The organism is Prevotella sp. oral taxon 313 (assembly GCF_003043935.1).
GTDB classification, from domain to species: domain Bacteria; phylum Bacteroidota; class Bacteroidia; order Bacteroidales; family Bacteroidaceae; genus Prevotella; species Prevotella jejuni.
In genome coordinates, this window is the sequence record NZ_PYXE01000001.1 from 1,058,090 (window position 1) to 1,072,738 (window position 14,649).

A 14,649-nucleotide genomic window follows, 5' to 3' on the forward strand; every position below is an offset into this window, starting at 1 on the left:
ACGGAACTTTATGTATAAGCAAGTATATTTGAAAAGGGGCAAAGAAGAGAGTCTTCTTCGTTTCCATCCATGGGTCTTCTCAGGTGCTATCAACAAGATTGAAGAGGGACTTGAAGAGGGCGATATAGTGCGAGTCCTAACGCACGACAAGAAGTTTATTGCTGTAGGACATTTCCAGATAGGTTCTATTGCCGTCCGTGTTCTCTCCTTCCATGACGTAAAGATTGATGACACGTTTTGGGAGAGTCGATTGAGTGCGGCCCTCCAAGTGCGCCAAGCGATTGGTGTTATTCGTGAAGAACCCACGTCGGTAGGGGTGTTCCCTAATACTACTTATCGTCTTGTTCATGGTGAGGGCGATAACCTCCCAGGCTTGGTAATCGACGTGTATGGCAAGACTGCCGTTATGCAAGCCCATTCTGTAGGTATGCATGTATGCCGTGAGGTGATTGCGAAAGCCCTTGTTAAGGTAATGGGCGATAAGTTGGATAGTATCTATTATAAGAGTGAGACGACCCTTCCTTACAAGGCTGAACTTGGCCAAGAGAATGGTTTTATCTATGGAGAAACTGACAATAACATTGCGATTGAGAATGGCTTAAAGTTCCATATTGACTGGTTAAAGGGTCAGAAGACGGGTTTCTTTATCGATCAACGTGAGAATCGCTCTCTCTTAGAGTATTATGCTAAGGGAAGAAGTGTGTTGAATATGTTCTGTTACACGGGTGGCTTCTCTGTTTATGCTATGCGTGGTGGGGCAGAAGTGGTACATTCTGTGGATAGTTCGGCGAAGGCTATCGAGCTAACTAACAAGAATGTCGAACTGAATTTCCCTCGTGATTCACGCCATGAGGCTATCTGTGAGGATGCTTTCAAATATCTTGACGACCATGATGGTAAGTATGATCTTATCATTCTCGACCCCCCTGCCTTTGCAAAACACCGTAGTGCGTTGAAGAATGGATTGCGTGGTTATACACGATTGAACGTCAAAGGATTTGAAAAGATTAAGCCTGGAGGAATCTTGTTTACCTTTAGTTGCTCGCAGGTAGTCACAAAGGACAACTTTAGACAAGCTGTTTTCACGGCTGCCGCACAAGCTGGTCGTAAGGTGCGCATCCTCCATCAGCTTCATCAGCCTGCTGATCACCCAATTAATATTTATCATCCAGAAGGCGAGTATTTGAAGGGGCTGGTCCTTTATGTTGAATAAGATAAAACAATTCATAGCTTCTGGGCATCTGCTTCGGGTAGATGCTCTTTATTTAGTAGCGCTGTCTGGCGGTGCCGATAGTGTTGCTCTTCTGCTATGTCTCAAGGAGTTAGGTTATCGTGTTGAGGCTGTTCATTGTAATTTCCAGCTGCGTGGTGAGGAGAGTATGAGGGATGAACGGTTCTGTGAAGAGCTATGTCAACGTGAGAATATACCGCTCCATAAAGTCCATTTTGATACGCAGGCTTATGCTGACTTACATAAGGTGAGCATTGAGATGGCAGCGCGCGAATTGCGTTATCATTATTTCTTTCAATTGAAAGAAGCATTAAAAGCTGAAGGTATCTGCGTAGGTCATCATAAAGAAGACTCTGTAGAGACAATTCTTATCAACCTTGTTCGGGGCACTGGACTAAGTGGTTTGATGGGTATTCGTCCTCGGAAGAATGACATTATACGTCCCTTGCTTTGCGTGACACGCCAAGAGATTGAGGATTATCTTCGTCGACACGCATCTACATTTGTAACCGATAGCACTAACCTTGTGGATGATGTGGTGCGAAATAAGATTAGATTGAATATTCTTCCACAGTTGGCTGAGATTAATCCATCGATTACGGAGGCTATTCTTACTACTGCTAATCATCTCTCGGATGTAGAGGCTATTGTGCAGGAGTCGCTCAAAGAGGCTTTGGAGAAGGCTGTTCACTTTTTCTGTTCGGAGAGTTCTGTAAGTCAAAGTAGTCTGAGTAAGCATCCTTTCCAACTTGATTTGACAATTGTTCGAGCATTTCCTTCGCCCGCTTACCTCCTTTTTTATATTCTTAAACCACTCGGTTTTTCATCTTCTCAGATAACGGAGATGGTCTCACACCTTGATGGACAGACGGGCCAGTTATGGTATTCTTCAACGCATGAACTCACCCATGACCGTGGTTTCTTTATGGTTTTACCTCGTGAAGAAGGTGAGCCTCGCACGCTTGTTATCCCCGAGACGGGGCGTTATGTCTATGATGAGCAACTTTCTCTTCGACTGACAGAGCGGACGTTGGCCCCGTCATCAACCGTTGCTTTCTCTAAGAATCCTACTATCGTCGACCTTGATGCCTCTTCTATACGTTTCCCTTTGACCTTACGACGTGTTGCAGAGGGCGATCGCTTTACTCCTCTTGGGATGCGAGGAAGCCAACTTGTGAGTGATTTCCTTACTAATCTCAAACGTAACCGCTTTGAGAAACGTAACCAACTGGTGCTCCTTGATGCCACAGGTACTATCCTTTGGGTCCTTGGCCTTCGTATCAGTGACCATTTTAAGTTGACCCCACAGAGCACATCTTGCCTACAGATTGAAGCATTACAAGGATAATAGCCTTTGTTGTTCAGTAAGACTATAATCGCATACTCTTCTTTACTAAGGCCTACTATACTATTACGACCACCCATACAGAACTTCTATACATTTTAATAAGGCGGAGGCATGTTTCTTTCTTGTATTTATCATGGGATGTGTAAGCCTAAGGCTTTATTGATACGAGAGCTATTTTCTGAACTTATACCTTATTAATATAAGGTGTAAGGAATAATGACAGTCGTTTAGTTCAGCGATAGCAGTCATCTTCTCTTTGTCTAATACCATCTTTGTAAACTATATTTTGGAGGATTAAAGACCTATGTCAAAGTTTATACTTGATAATTATTAATCTAAAAAGTAGTATTTAGTTAACTTAAATCAATTATGAGTTATTTCTTAACTTTTAGATGTTAAACATTTAAGGAAATCCTATCTTTGCAGTCGGAAAATAAAGATATAGTGCTGTGAATAGAGTTTCTTTATGAGCAGTTTACATATAAGTAAGTGAGTAATGAAGAAGAAAACGATATGGATAATAGCTATAATCATGGGGCTTTCGTTCCTTGGTTTGCTGCTGCTCCAGCTCAACTACATTGAAGAAATGGCTGAGATGAAGAAGGAACAGTTTGACGAATCCGTCAACCGTGCCCTCTATCAGGCATCTCGCAACATGGAGTTGAATGAGACTCTTCGTTATTTAGAGGACGGTGTGAACAAGACTGAGCGTTTACATAACGATGCTCAAGCTGCTGATAAGGCTGCTGCTACACCAGCCCATCAAGCTCCTTCGACAGACAACCAGGGTGATGTCTATACTTCTTTTGAAGCAAAACTAAAGCAATCGAAGCCTTCTTTGGTCCCGAAAGGTTCTATTTTACGGAGTGATAGTAGTACGTTGTCTGCTACAAAGAAGAATATGCAAGAGATTGTTCGTAATCGTTATGTCTATCAGAAAGCTATGTTAGAGGAGGTTATCTATAATATTCTCTATTCTGCTTCAGACAAACCTTTACGCAATAGAATAAACTTTAAGCTCTTAGACCAAGACTTAAAGGCAGAGATGATGAACAATGGTATCAACATCCCTTACCACTTCACGGTGACAACACAGGATGGACGCGAAGTCTATAGATGTCCAGATTATGTGAGTGATGGCGAGGAGAATACTTATTCTCAGGTGTTGTTCCGTAACGACCCAGTAAATAGAATGGGCGTAGTAAAGGTTCATTTCCCTCAAATGAACAACTACATCTTCTCCAGTGTACGGTTTATGATACCGTCAATCATCTTCACTTTCGTACTGTTGGTCACCTTTATCTTTACAATCGTTACTATCTTCCGACAGAAACGATACAGTGAGATAAAGAACGACTTCATCAATAACATGACGCATGAGCTTAAGACGCCTATCGCAAGTATATCTCTTGCTGCGCAGATGTTGAATGATAAGACACTCGTAAAGAGTCCAAAGATGATTGACCACTTGGGTGGTGTCATCAATGATGAGTCCAAACGACTGCGTTTCCTGGTTGAGAAGGTGCTACAGATGAGTATGTACGACCGCAAGAAGGCTGTGCTAAAGAAGAAATACACAGACCTTAATGAGATGGTGGAGACGATTGCCCACTCTTTCAGTCTGCGTGTTGAGCATACGGGGGGTAAGGTGTACACAGAGATAGAAGCCGTCGATTCCCTCATGTATGTAGACGAGATGCACTTTCAGAATGTTATCTTCAATCTCTTAGATAACGCTGTGAAGTATGCTAAACCAGATGAGCCATTAGACGTCTATTTGAAGACATGGAATACAAACGAGAACCTTTACCTCTCTATACGGGACACTGGACAGGGAATAAAGAAGGAGAATCTGAAGAAGATCTTTGATAAGTTCTATCGAGTTCACACTGGTAACCTTCACGATGTGAAAGGGTTTGGATTAGGATTGGCCTATGTGAAGAAGATGGTCGACCTACATGAAGGAGAGATAAAGGTGTTGAGTGAGTACGGAAAAGGAACAAAGTTCGTTATAAAACTTCCCGTTATACGTGACGAGGAGGACGAAGAAACATAAATAAAAGCATATAAACAATTTAATACGTATAGATTATGGACGATAAGTTAAAAATTCTCTTGTGTGAAGACGATGAGAACCTCGGAACACTATTGAGTGAGTATCTGCAAGCAAAAGGCTTCCAAGCCGATCTTTGCCCTGATGGTGAAGTAGGTTACAGAACCTTTTTAAAGAGCAAGTATGATATCTGTGTACTTGATGTTATGATGCCTAAGAAAGATGGTTTTACCCTTGCACAGGAAATACGTCAGGCTAATGCGGAGATTCCTATCATCTTCCTTACTGCAAAGCAGCTGAAAGAAGACATCTTAGAAGGCTTTAAGATTGGTGCTGATGACTATATTACAAAGCCTTTCTCAATGGAAGAGTTGGTATTCCGTATTGAGGCTATCCTGCGTAGAGTAAGGGGTAAAAAGACCAAGGAGTCTACCATGTACAATATTGGTCGCTTTACTTTCGACACACAGAAACAGTTGCTTACTTTGGATAACGACCCAGAGAAGGCTACAAAGCTTACTACAAAGGAGAATGAGTTGCTCGCTTTACTGTGCGCACACTCTAACGAGATTCTTCAACGTGACTATGCTTTGAAGACCATTTGGATTGATGATAACTACTTCAATGCCCGCTCTATGGATGTTTATATTACTAAGTTGCGTAAGCACTTGAAGCCAGATCCACAGATAGAGATTATCAATATCCATGGTAAAGGCTATAAACTCATTGTGCCAGAAGAGCAGTAAGATTCCTGTTTCGGCCTAAATCATTAGGCGGAACATTATCAACATAACGCTATTCTATCTTCGATTAGGAGATTGAATAGCGTTTTTTCTTACTTTATAAGGTCGTGGAAGGATAGGGGCTGGACCTCAATAAGAAGCCTATCCGACTTTCTGAGTGATGTTCTACACATTCTTTACAAGCATAGAACTTATCCCTTCGCAGTCTTTGGAGGAGTCTGTGTGATAATGAAAAACATTTACAGGGTGTTAAGCTAAGTACCCTCAAAAGAGTAGTATGATGTTAGTTGTAATTAATAATATAACATACATGATACCAGTATGTTATATGCAGCGTTGAAGAAAACGCCTCTCTTGCTTCAAGAAGGGCGTCTTCTGCGTGCAAGAAGGGCATGTTCTCGAATATAGAAGGGCCTCTTCTTGTCTCATTCTCGGCCCTCTCTCGAAAGAAGAAGGGTATTATTGATGAAATATGTTTACAATCTCAGTGTGCGTGTTAGGTGTTCTTTCTTTTTCTTTTATCAACGTTCTTATAAGGTATCTTGGTGATAGTCAATAGGCGATGGGGAACTTTTAACACGCAAAGGTAAATATATATGCTCATTTCTTACCTATGTTATCGTATTTTTTATTACTTTTGTACCAACTAAAAGAGAGACATCTTACTAACAAACAAATGATACATAAATTCGATTTCTTGGTTATCGGTGGTGGTATAGCTGGTATGAGTTATGCGCTCAGTGTGGCCAATCGTGGAAAGGGTAGGGTTGCATTGATTTGTAAAACCTCTTTGGACGAAGCAAACACAGCTAAGGCACAGGGAGGAATAGCGTCTGTTACCAATCTTGCTGTTGACAATTTTGAAAAGCATATCCATGACACTATGGTGGCAGGGGACTATATCTCTGACCCTTTAGCGGTCAGACAGGTTGTTTGTAATGCGCCTTCAGCAATTCAAACGCTCGTTGACTGGGGTATTAACTTCGATAAGAGCCATGACGGAACATACGACCTTCATCGTGAGGGAGGACATAGTGACTTTCGCATACTTCATCATGCTGATGATACAGGGTTTGAGATTCAACGTGGACTGATGGAGGCTGTGAGGGCTAACCCGCATATCACGGTGTTTGAAAACCACTATGCTGTGGAGATTATCACGCAACATCACTTAGGGAGAAAGGTGACGCGAAGGACGCAAGACATAGAATGTTATGGTGCATATATCCTTAATCCCGATACACAGAAAGTTGATACTTTCTTGAGTAAGGTGACACTCATGGCTACAGGAGGCGTTGGGGCTGTCTATGCAATGACGTCTAATCCGGTGATAGCGACAGGAGATGGCATTGCAATGGTTTATCGTGCAAAGGGTACAGTGAAGGATATGGAGTTCGTGCAGTTCCACCCCACGGTTCTTTATAACCCTTCTGAGACCCATCCAGCATTCCTGATTACTGAGGCTATGAGGGGTTATGGAGGGGTGTTGCGACTGCCAGATGGTCAGGAGTTCATGCAGAAGTATGATGAACGACTTTCTCTTGCGCCACGTGATATTGTGGCAAGAGCAATCGACCATGAGATGAAGATACACGGACTCAACCATGTTTGTCTTGACTTGACACACAAGGATGCGGAAGAGACAAAGCGTCATTTCCCGCATATCTACGAGAAGTGTATGAGCGTTGGGATAGATATTACGAAAGACTACATACCCGTTTGTCCCAGTGCCCATTATATGTGCGGTGGTATAAAGGTAGACTTAAATGGGGAGAGTTCTATCCATCGGCTTTATGCTGTGGGCGAATGTTCGTGTACAGGACTGCATGGAGGGAACCGCCTTGCCAGTAACTCGCTGATAGAAGCGGCCGTCTATGCTAAGTCGGCAGCAGCTCATTCTCTCGAGATGATTGATAAGTATGACTTTAATACGGATGTCCCTGAATGGAACGACGAGGGTACAATGACCAATGAAGAGCATGTCTTGATAACACAAAGTGTTCGAGAAGTGGGCGAAATCATGAGTAATTATGTCGGTATCGTTCGTAGCGACTTACGCTTGAAACGTGCGTGGGACAGGCTTGACTTACTCTATGAAGAGACTGAGAACCTCTTTAAGCGTGTTAAAGCAACGAAGGATATATGCGAACTCCGTAATATGATTAATGTTGGTTATCTGATAACACGACAAGCGATAGAGCGGAAAGAGAGTCGAGGACTGCATTATACGGTAGATTATCCGAAGCATGCTTACGACAAGGAAGCCGAAGAAAAGACTGATAAATAATAAGGAGAAACACAGTTACCATAGTTTTTTCAACATATAACTAAGAATCAGATGATAAAAGAAAAGTGGTTGGAGCAAGGCTTTATCGACGAGGCTATCCCAGAAGGGGTAGATGTTAAGGCTGAGATACGTAGGTTGTGCAAGGAGAAGAATGCACTTATCATGGCGCATTATTATACAGAGGGAGTCATCCAGGAGTTGGCTGATTTCGTCGGAGATAGTCTGGCCTTGGCACAGAAGGCAGCATCGACAGATGCTGACATCATTGTGATGTGTGGTGTGCATTTTATGGGTGAGACGAATAAGATACTCTGTCCTGAGAAGATGATACTTGTTCCCGACCTTAATGCCTCTTGTTCTTTAGCAGAGAGTTGTCCCGCTGATGAGTTTGAGAAGTTTGTTAAGGCACATCCTGATTACACGGTTATCAGTTATGTAAACACGACGGCTGCAACGAAGGCTTTGACGGATGTCGTGGTAACAAGTAGTAATGCCAAACAGATAGTAGAGTCTTTACCAAAAGAGACACCGATTATCTTTGGGCCAGATAAGAACTTAGGACATTATATCAGTGAGCAAACAGGTCGTAAGATGTTGCTTTGGGACGGAGCTTGTCAGGTTCATGAGAAGTTCTCTGCAACGAAGATTCAACAACTGAAAAGCGAGCATCCTGCTGCTAAGGTACTCGTTCATCCAGAGTGTCCACCAGCCGTAATCAGTCTGGCAGATAAGGTGGGGAGTACAGCAGCCTTGCTGAAGTATAGCGTAACAGATGAGGCTCAAGAGTTCATCGTGGTGACGGAGAGTGGTATTCTTGTTGAGATGCAACGATTGGCACCGCATAAGACATTCATTCCTGCCCCTGCGGAGGACAGTGATAACACTTGTAACGAATGTGAGTATATGAAACTTGTCACGTTGAATAAGTTGTATAACTGTCTGAAATACGAGTGGCCTGCTATCGAGGTAGAGCCCGAGATGGGCAAGAAGGCCGTGAAATCTATTCATAAGATGTTGGAGATATCAAAGAGTTTAGGTTTATAATTTAATCATATAATTATGTTGTCAGTAGAAGAACTTAACGATAAACTTATCGAACTCGCTTTCAGTGAGGATATTGGAGATGGTGATCACACAACTCTTTGTTGTATTCCTGCAGAGGCAATAGGCGAAAGCAAGTTGCTAATAAAGGAAGAAGGAGTCTTGGCAGGAGTTGAGATTGCTAAACGAGTGTTCTATCGCTTCGACCCTGAACTTCAAGTTGAGGTGTTTATAGAAGATGGTGCATGGGTGAAGCCAGGGGATGTGGTGATGATAGTAAAGGGTAGGATACAAAGTCTGTTACAGACCGAACGACTCATGCTCAATATCTTGCAGCGTATGAGTGGTATAGCCACAATGACGCGTAAGTACCAACAAGCCCTGATAGATGCCGGTACGAAGACGCGAGTCCTCGACACTCGTAAGACGACACCGGGGATGAGAATGTTGGAGAAGGAGGCCGTTAAGATAGGTGGTGGTATGAATCATCGCATTGGACTGTTTGATATGATACTCCTAAAAGACAATCATGTCGACTTCTGCGGAGGGATACATAACGCTATCTCTAAGGCTAAGCAATATTGTAAGGAACATGGAAAGGAGGACTTAAAGATAGAATGTGAGGTCAGGAACTTTGATGAGTTGGAGCAAGCCTTGCATGAAGGATGCGACAGAATCATGTTTGATAACTTCACACCAGAGGACACTCGTAAGGCTGTTGAGATGGTTGGAGGACGCTGTGAGACGGAGTCAAGTGGTGGTATCACCTTCGATACGATGATTCCATACGCACAGGCTGGGGTCGACTTCATCTCCTTTGGTGCATTGACACACAGTGTTAAAGGACTTGATATGAGCTTTAAGGCGGTGACAAAGTAGGTTTGGTCGACTCGACTCAATCAATGACTTTGAATTATTTACGTGATAGGAAACGTTTCTTTTCATGAAGAAAAATCTTTCTTATCACGTAAATAATTATTTCTTTTCACGAAGGTAATGTGAAGAGATAGGCGTTGTGTGCTCTTTCTCTTTGGTTCATTTGGCTTTTCGTAGGCTCTCTCACTAACGATAAACTGTATGAATAAGGTGGGTGAAAACGGAGTTAAAACTGATAGAAGTACTTGGTGAAAATCCTAAAACTTGGATGACAAGATAAGGCTTAGCGGTTGTATATTCCTGTTCAGAGGAGTAGAATACAAGCAATATGCGATTTCTAAAAACACAGTTTCCTGTCATTTCTGTCACATATTATGGCTTGCTAATTCGTTGACCAATAGGATGTTGACTCGAAATGTTAAAAGTGACAGCAAAACGAAATAAACATTTTTCTTGTTATAAGAGGATGATAAGTCTCTTTCTTCCTTAGCAGTCTTTACTACTCCTTCGCTTGTATGATTCTTTTCTCTGATGTAGAATAAGCGAGTTAGAGCTTGTTGTGATGTGGGGAGTTGCTAAGGCTGCTTTCAGGCGATGATAACAACGATAGTTACTTCTTGTCTTTGTCCTCCTTAGAGGGTTGGATAGCGGTAGTACCCTCACCCTTTACAAATAAAACAATACCACCCAAAACCAGTGTGAGGCCACTGAACAGGAGCGCATTCCCATGATAATTCAGGACGACATGGAGAACAAATAGCAGAATACCGATAATTATCGCTGCAATACCTAAGTATTTGATATATCTTTTCATATATAATAGTAAATATGCTGTTTACAGACGCAAAAGTACTAAAAATATTTGGTCATTTGTATAAAAAGCAGTACTTTTGCACCGCATTTTGCGTAGGCAGGTGTAAATTAATTCACAATTTTATAAATTAAAGTAGTATGAATCAATACGAAACCGTTTTCATTTTGACTCCCGTTTTGTCTGACGAACAGATGAAGGAAACGGTCGCTAAATTCAAGAAACTGCTCACCGACAATGGTGCTGAGATCTTGAACGAGGAGGCTTGGGGGCTCAAGAAGTTGGCTTACAACATTCAGAAGAAGTCATCAGGCTTCTATGCTTTGCTGGAGTTCAACGCAGATCCATCAGTTATCAACACTCTCGAGACCGGCTTCCGTCGTGACGAGAAGGTTATTCGTTACATTACCGTTAAGCAAGACAAGTATTCTGCAGCATACGCAGAGAAGCGTCGTGCTAAATGGGCAGCTAAAAAGGAGGCTTAAGAACATGGCAGAGCAGAAATCAGAAATCCGTTATTTGACCGCTCCTTCTATCGATACAAAGAAGAAGAAGTATTGCCGTTTCAAGAAGAGCGGTATTAAGTACATCGATTATAAGGATGGCGAGTTCTTGAAGAAGTTCCTCAATGAACAGGGAAAGATTCTTCCTCGTCGTATTACAGGTACTTCTCTGAAGTATCAGCGTCGTGTGGCACAGGCTGTAAAGCGTGCTCGCCAGATTGCGCTTCTTCCTTATGTAACCGATTTGATGAAGTAAAAAGGAGGTCAATAGATGGAGATTATATTGAAAGAAGATATTATCGGTCTTGGATACAAGAACGATATCGTTAATGTAAAGAACGGCTATGGCCGTAACTACCTTATCCCAACTGGTAAGGGTGTCATCGCTTCTCCTTCTGCTAAGAAGCAGTTGGCTGAGAACTTGAAGCAGCAGGCTTCTAAGCTTGCAGCACTCAAGGCTGAGGCAGAGAAGAAGGCTGCTCAGTTGGAGGGTGTAGAGCTTGTTATCGCAACTAAGGTGTCTGCTACTGGCGTAACTTACGGTTCAGTGAATGCAGCTACTGTTGTTGAGGAACTCGCTAAGCGTGGTATTGAAATCGATCGTAAGATTGTTACAATGCGCGACATGAAGAAGGTTGGTACTTCTGAGGCTACTGTACACTTCCATAAGGAGGTTGAGGTGAAGGTTCCTGTAACTGTTGTTGCTGAGAACCAGCCAGCACCTGCTGTCGAGGAGGCTCCTGCAGAGCAGCCAGCAGAGGCTCCTGTAGCAGCTGAGGAGGAGACTCCAGCAGCTGAGTAATCCTAATGGCATTTTGCACTGTAAAGCAGTAATGTTAGATAATAATCCCTTTCACTTTCGGGTGGAGGGGATTTTTTAGTCATTATGAAACGAATTGTACTCACTGGCGGACCGTGCGCCGGAAAAACAACGGCCCTTGTCAAGATTATTGAACACTTCTCAAGTCTTGGTTATAAGGTGTTTATCATTCCTGAAGTACCAACGCTTTTCTCTCAAGCGGGTATGGATTATCTTACTAAAAATGCTGCTTTCTTCTATGAAGGAGAGAAGGCAACGTTGGAGATACAGCTTGCCTTGGAGGATAAGTTTACACTTATGGCGGAGACAATAGACAAACCTACGATCATTGTTTGCGACCGTGGTACGATGGATATATCTGCTTATATGAAGCCAGAGATGTGGAAAGAGATCACAGCTGGGGTCGGAACAACATCTGAAAAACTCCGTGCTCGTTATGATGCAGTGCTCCATCTTGTTAGTGCAGCCGATGGTGCTGAGCAGTTCTATACCACTGCTAATAATGCAGAACGCAAGGAAGGACTTGAACTGGCACGTGAACTTGATAAGAAGGTCATTCAGGCTTGGTCGGAACATCCGCACTTGCGGGTTATTAACAATCACGAGAACTTCGATACTAAGATTAATCGTGTACTGCAAGATATCTCTAATGTCTTAGAAATTCCACAACAGGTTGTTGAAGAACGAAAGTATATTGTTCGATTGACGGGCGTCATCCCTGATGCTATCGAGAGTGATATCACACAGACCTATCTCACTTCAGAACCTTGTAGTGAGGTCCGCTTGCGTCGTCGAACACTGAATGGTGTGTCTATCAATGTACGTACAACGAAGAAGACGTTGCCAAACAATGAGCAAGTTGTTACTGAACGTCAGATTGATAATAACCTTTATGAATCATTGATGCGCCAAGCTGACCCTTATCGTCAGTCTATTCATAAGATACGTAAGACCTTTATTTGGCGTGGTCAGTTCTTTGAGCTTGATACTTATCTTGCTCCTTGTTCTCATCTTCAGATATTAGAAACAAAGGGAATAGCAGACCATGAAGATGTTAACTTCCCTCCTTTTATTGAAGTAGTGGAGGACATCACGGGTAAGACGGAGTATTATAACTATAACTTAGCATTAAAGAAATAGGACTATAAGTAGGTGGATATCAAAGGATATCTTACTTGACTTGAAACATAAAGTAAATGCCGTAGCACTCATCAAGCGTTACGGCATTTATATGTTTGGCCTTTATTCGTATTCGTTACTTCTTCTTTGCAGCCTTATCAGCCTTTTCCCAGTATTTCTTTCCTGCCTCTTTTAGTTTGGTTGTAAAGGCCATTGCGTCTGCAGCAGCTTGTGTTTCGTCAGCTTCTGAGGCGTATGCATGATGGAACCCCTTAACCTTATTCCATTGACCACGTGTGAAGTCAGGTACCTCAACAGGAAGGTTACCATTGTCCATAGAGATAGAACCTAATTCAGCTAAGCAGCACCACTCTGCTAAATCATAAACATCGATATCTAATGGAAGACCATTCTGCAGGCAATAAACTAATCGTGAGTCCATGATAAAGTCCATTCCACCATGTCCACCAACCTCTTTTGCTTGCTTTTCATACTTTGCAACGATAGGGCTCTCATACTTCTTTATCAACGCCTCAGTGTCGGCCTTTGAGAGATAAGAGTGTCCAGAGAGGTTGTCAGAAGAAGGAGTAATACCAGAACTCTTCAATTCGTCGGCTGATAAAGCATATCCTTCGAAAGGATACTTATTAGCAAATCCCTTTGTACCAGTGAGCTGATACATACGATTATAAGGTTGTGGCGTCATTACGTTATGGTGTATTTCGATGACTTTCCCGTTCTCTGTGCTGATAAGGGTAGTCGTTTGGTCACCATTACGGAACTCATTACAAGGTTCACCTGTCATCTTCTCCACTTGTTTCTTACCATTGACAGACTTGGTATCCATAGCTACCAAGGTCTTCATCTTGTCTCCTCTGTGGATATTCAACACCTGAGCAATAGGACCTAAGCCGTGAGTAGCATAGATGTCACCACGGAACTTCTGGTTATAATCAAGTCTCCAGCCAAGTTTGTCTTGCGCATCTTTCTTCCAATAGGCATCCCAAAACTTGGATAACTCATGGCGATAAGCACCTTGAACATAAAGAACTTCACCAAAGACATTCTTCTGTGCCATGTTTAATGAGTTCAATTCGAAGAAGTCATAACAGCAGTTCTCAAGCATCATACAGTGTAGACGCTTCTTCTCTGATAGGTTAATAAGCTCCCAAATCTCGTGGAGATTCATTGCTGCTGGCACTTCTACGGCAACATGTTTACCGTTATTCATAGCCTCTTTGGCTACGAGGAAGTGGTGTTTCCAGTCTGGTGCAATATATACAAGGTCGATGTCCTTGCGCTTACACAAGGCCTTATACCCATCCTCACCAGAATAGATGTCGGCAGCTGGCATGCTTGCCTTGCGTAGATACTCCTGACATCTTTCTGCTCTGTCACGCTCGTAGTCGCATAAAGCCATTACTTGTATGCCCGGAATATGAGTCCAACGTTCTACAGCATCGTGCCCACGCATTCCTAAACCAACGAATGCTACGCGTACAACCTTCATCTTAGGTGTGGCCATGTTGAGCGCACTCTCCTGTCCTGCAGGACGTTCTGGGATTTCTGTTACAGCTTTTCCATTGACGACTTTGTATGGCCAATTGAATTGAGCCGATACTGTTGAGGGTAAGAGTAAGCTGCCAAGAATGAATGCTGCAGCTAATGTTCTTTTAATACTCATGTTGTTTTTAGTTATTTATTTATTGGTATATTCGAATTCAGTTCTCGAATGATTCGGTAGGCAAAGTTACTAAAAATTATTTGAACAAAAGAGGTTAAGCGTTCTAATTTTCCCTTTTCAATGGTGGTGAAAA

General features: G+C 42.5%; 13 protein-coding genes. 11 read left to right on the forward strand and 2 right to left on the reverse strand.

Features of this window, described 5'->3' with window-relative positions:
• Positions 1 to 10 precede the first annotated feature (10 nt).
• From AXF23_RS04090 to nadC, 7 genes are all read left to right on the forward strand, one after another.
• The gene (locus AXF23_RS04090; RefSeq protein ID WP_107624399.1) at positions 11 to 1,213 is read left to right on the forward strand and encodes a class I SAM-dependent rRNA methyltransferase; all 1,203 of its coding nucleotides are present in this window, start codon (positions 11 to 13) and stop codon (positions 1,211 to 1,213) included.
• Entirely contained in the window at positions 1,203 to 2,579 is a 1,377-nt protein-coding gene (gene tilS / locus AXF23_RS04095; protein WP_107624400.1) for a tRNA lysidine(34) synthetase TilS, read from the forward strand. The genes AXF23_RS04090 and tilS overlap by 11 nt, the downstream gene beginning before the upstream one ends.
• 496 nt (positions 2,580 to 3,075) lie before the next feature.
• The gene (locus tag AXF23_RS04100) at positions 3,076 to 4,635 is read left to right on the forward strand and encodes a sensor histidine kinase (RefSeq protein ID WP_107624401.1); all 1,560 of its coding nucleotides are present in this window, start codon (positions 3,076 to 3,078) and stop codon (positions 4,633 to 4,635) included.
• A 35-nt stretch (positions 4,636 to 4,670) separates the two neighbouring features.
• On the forward strand, positions 4,671 to 5,378 hold the full coding sequence (locus AXF23_RS04105) for a response regulator transcription factor RprY (RefSeq protein WP_107624402.1): 708 nt from the start codon (positions 4,671 to 4,673) through the stop codon (positions 5,376 to 5,378).
• 673 nt (positions 5,379 to 6,051) lie between these two features.
• The gene (nadB, locus tag AXF23_RS04110; protein ID WP_107624403.1) at positions 6,052 to 7,662 is read left to right on the forward strand and encodes an L-aspartate oxidase; all 1,611 of its coding nucleotides are present in this window, start codon (positions 6,052 to 6,054) and stop codon (positions 7,660 to 7,662) included.
• Positions 7,663 to 7,713: 51 nt separating this feature from the next.
• Entirely contained in the window at positions 7,714 to 8,706 is a 993-nt protein-coding gene (nadA, locus tag AXF23_RS04115) for a quinolinate synthase NadA (RefSeq protein WP_107624404.1), read from the forward strand.
• 15 nt (positions 8,707 to 8,721) lie between these two features.
• Positions 8,722 to 9,582 carry a carboxylating nicotinate-nucleotide diphosphorylase gene (nadC, locus tag AXF23_RS04120; RefSeq protein WP_089366668.1) on the forward strand — a complete coding sequence of 287 codons (861 nt, stop codon included), beginning with the start codon at positions 8,722 to 8,724 and terminating at the stop codon, positions 9,580 to 9,582.
• A 607-nt stretch (positions 9,583 to 10,189) separates the two neighbouring features.
• On the opposite strand, the gene AXF23_RS04125 is transcribed toward nadC, so the two are convergent.
• Positions 10,190 to 10,393, reverse strand: a complete 204-nt coding sequence (locus tag AXF23_RS04125; protein ID WP_107624405.1) for a hypothetical protein — start codon at positions 10,391 to 10,393, stop codon at positions 10,190 to 10,192.
• Positions 10,394 to 10,530: 137 nt separating this feature from the next.
• On the opposite strand from AXF23_RS04125, the gene rpsF reads away from it, so the two are divergent.
• The 4 genes from rpsF to AXF23_RS04145 all read left to right on the forward strand — a co-directional run bounded on the left by rpsF (position 10,531) and on the right by AXF23_RS04145 (position 12,853).
• On the forward strand, positions 10,531 to 10,875 hold the full coding sequence (gene rpsF, locus AXF23_RS04130) for a 30S ribosomal protein S6 (RefSeq protein ID WP_009012092.1): 345 nt from the start codon (positions 10,531 to 10,533) through the stop codon (positions 10,873 to 10,875).
• 4 nt (positions 10,876 to 10,879) lie between these two features.
• Positions 10,880 to 11,149, forward strand: a complete 270-nt coding sequence (gene rpsR / locus AXF23_RS04135; RefSeq protein ID WP_004353605.1) for a 30S ribosomal protein S18 — start codon at positions 10,880 to 10,882, stop codon at positions 11,147 to 11,149.
• Between the two features lie 15 nt (positions 11,150 to 11,164).
• Positions 11,165 to 11,695 (forward strand): 50S ribosomal protein L9, encoded by a 531-nt coding sequence (gene rplI / locus AXF23_RS04140; protein WP_009012091.1) that lies wholly within the window; start codon positions 11,165 to 11,167, stop codon positions 11,693 to 11,695.
• Positions 11,696 to 11,779: 84 nt separating this feature from the next.
• The gene (locus AXF23_RS04145) at positions 11,780 to 12,853 is read left to right on the forward strand and encodes an AAA family ATPase (RefSeq protein ID WP_107624406.1); all 1,074 of its coding nucleotides are present in this window, start codon (positions 11,780 to 11,782) and stop codon (positions 12,851 to 12,853) included.
• A 115-nt stretch (positions 12,854 to 12,968) separates the two neighbouring features.
• On the opposite strand, the gene AXF23_RS04150 is transcribed toward AXF23_RS04145, so the two are convergent.
• Complete coding sequence (locus tag AXF23_RS04150; protein WP_107624407.1) at positions 12,969 to 14,516, reverse strand: Gfo/Idh/MocA family protein; 1,548 nt, start codon at positions 14,514 to 14,516, stop codon at positions 12,969 to 12,971.
• Positions 14,517 to 14,649 lie beyond the last annotated feature (133 nt).

Bases quoted from the DNA above. Each gene is read 5' to 3' on its own strand.
- AXF23_RS04090 (WP_107624399.1), top strand. From the start codon at position 11: ATGTATAAGCAAGTATATTTGAAAAGGGGCAAAGAAGAGAGTCTTCTT.
- tilS (WP_107624400.1), top strand. From the start codon at position 1,203: ATGTTGAATAAGATAAAACAATTCATAGCTTCTGGGCATCTGCTTCGG.
- AXF23_RS04100 (WP_107624401.1), top strand. From the start codon at position 3,076: ATGAAGAAGAAAACGATATGGATAATAGCTATAATCATGGGGCTTTCG.
- AXF23_RS04105 (WP_107624402.1), top strand. From the start codon at position 4,671: ATGGACGATAAGTTAAAAATTCTCTTGTGTGAAGACGATGAGAACCTC.
- nadB (WP_107624403.1), top strand. From the start codon at position 6,052: ATGATACATAAATTCGATTTCTTGGTTATCGGTGGTGGTATAGCTGGT.
- nadA (WP_107624404.1), top strand. From the start codon at position 7,714: ATGATAAAAGAAAAGTGGTTGGAGCAAGGCTTTATCGACGAGGCTATC.
- nadC (WP_089366668.1), top strand. From the start codon at position 8,722: ATGTTGTCAGTAGAAGAACTTAACGATAAACTTATCGAACTCGCTTTC.
- AXF23_RS04125 (WP_107624405.1), bottom strand. From the start codon at position 10,393: ATGAAAAGATATATCAAATACTTAGGTATTGCAGCGATAATTATCGGT.
- rpsF (WP_009012092.1), top strand. From the start codon at position 10,531: ATGAATCAATACGAAACCGTTTTCATTTTGACTCCCGTTTTGTCTGAC.
- rpsR (WP_004353605.1), top strand. From the start codon at position 10,880: ATGGCAGAGCAGAAATCAGAAATCCGTTATTTGACCGCTCCTTCTATC.
- rplI (WP_009012091.1), top strand. From the start codon at position 11,165: ATGGAGATTATATTGAAAGAAGATATTATCGGTCTTGGATACAAGAAC.
- AXF23_RS04145 (WP_107624406.1), top strand. From the start codon at position 11,780: ATGAAACGAATTGTACTCACTGGCGGACCGTGCGCCGGAAAAACAACG.
- AXF23_RS04150 (WP_107624407.1), bottom strand. From the start codon at position 14,516: ATGAGTATTAAAAGAACATTAGCTGCAGCATTCATTCTTGGCAGCTTA.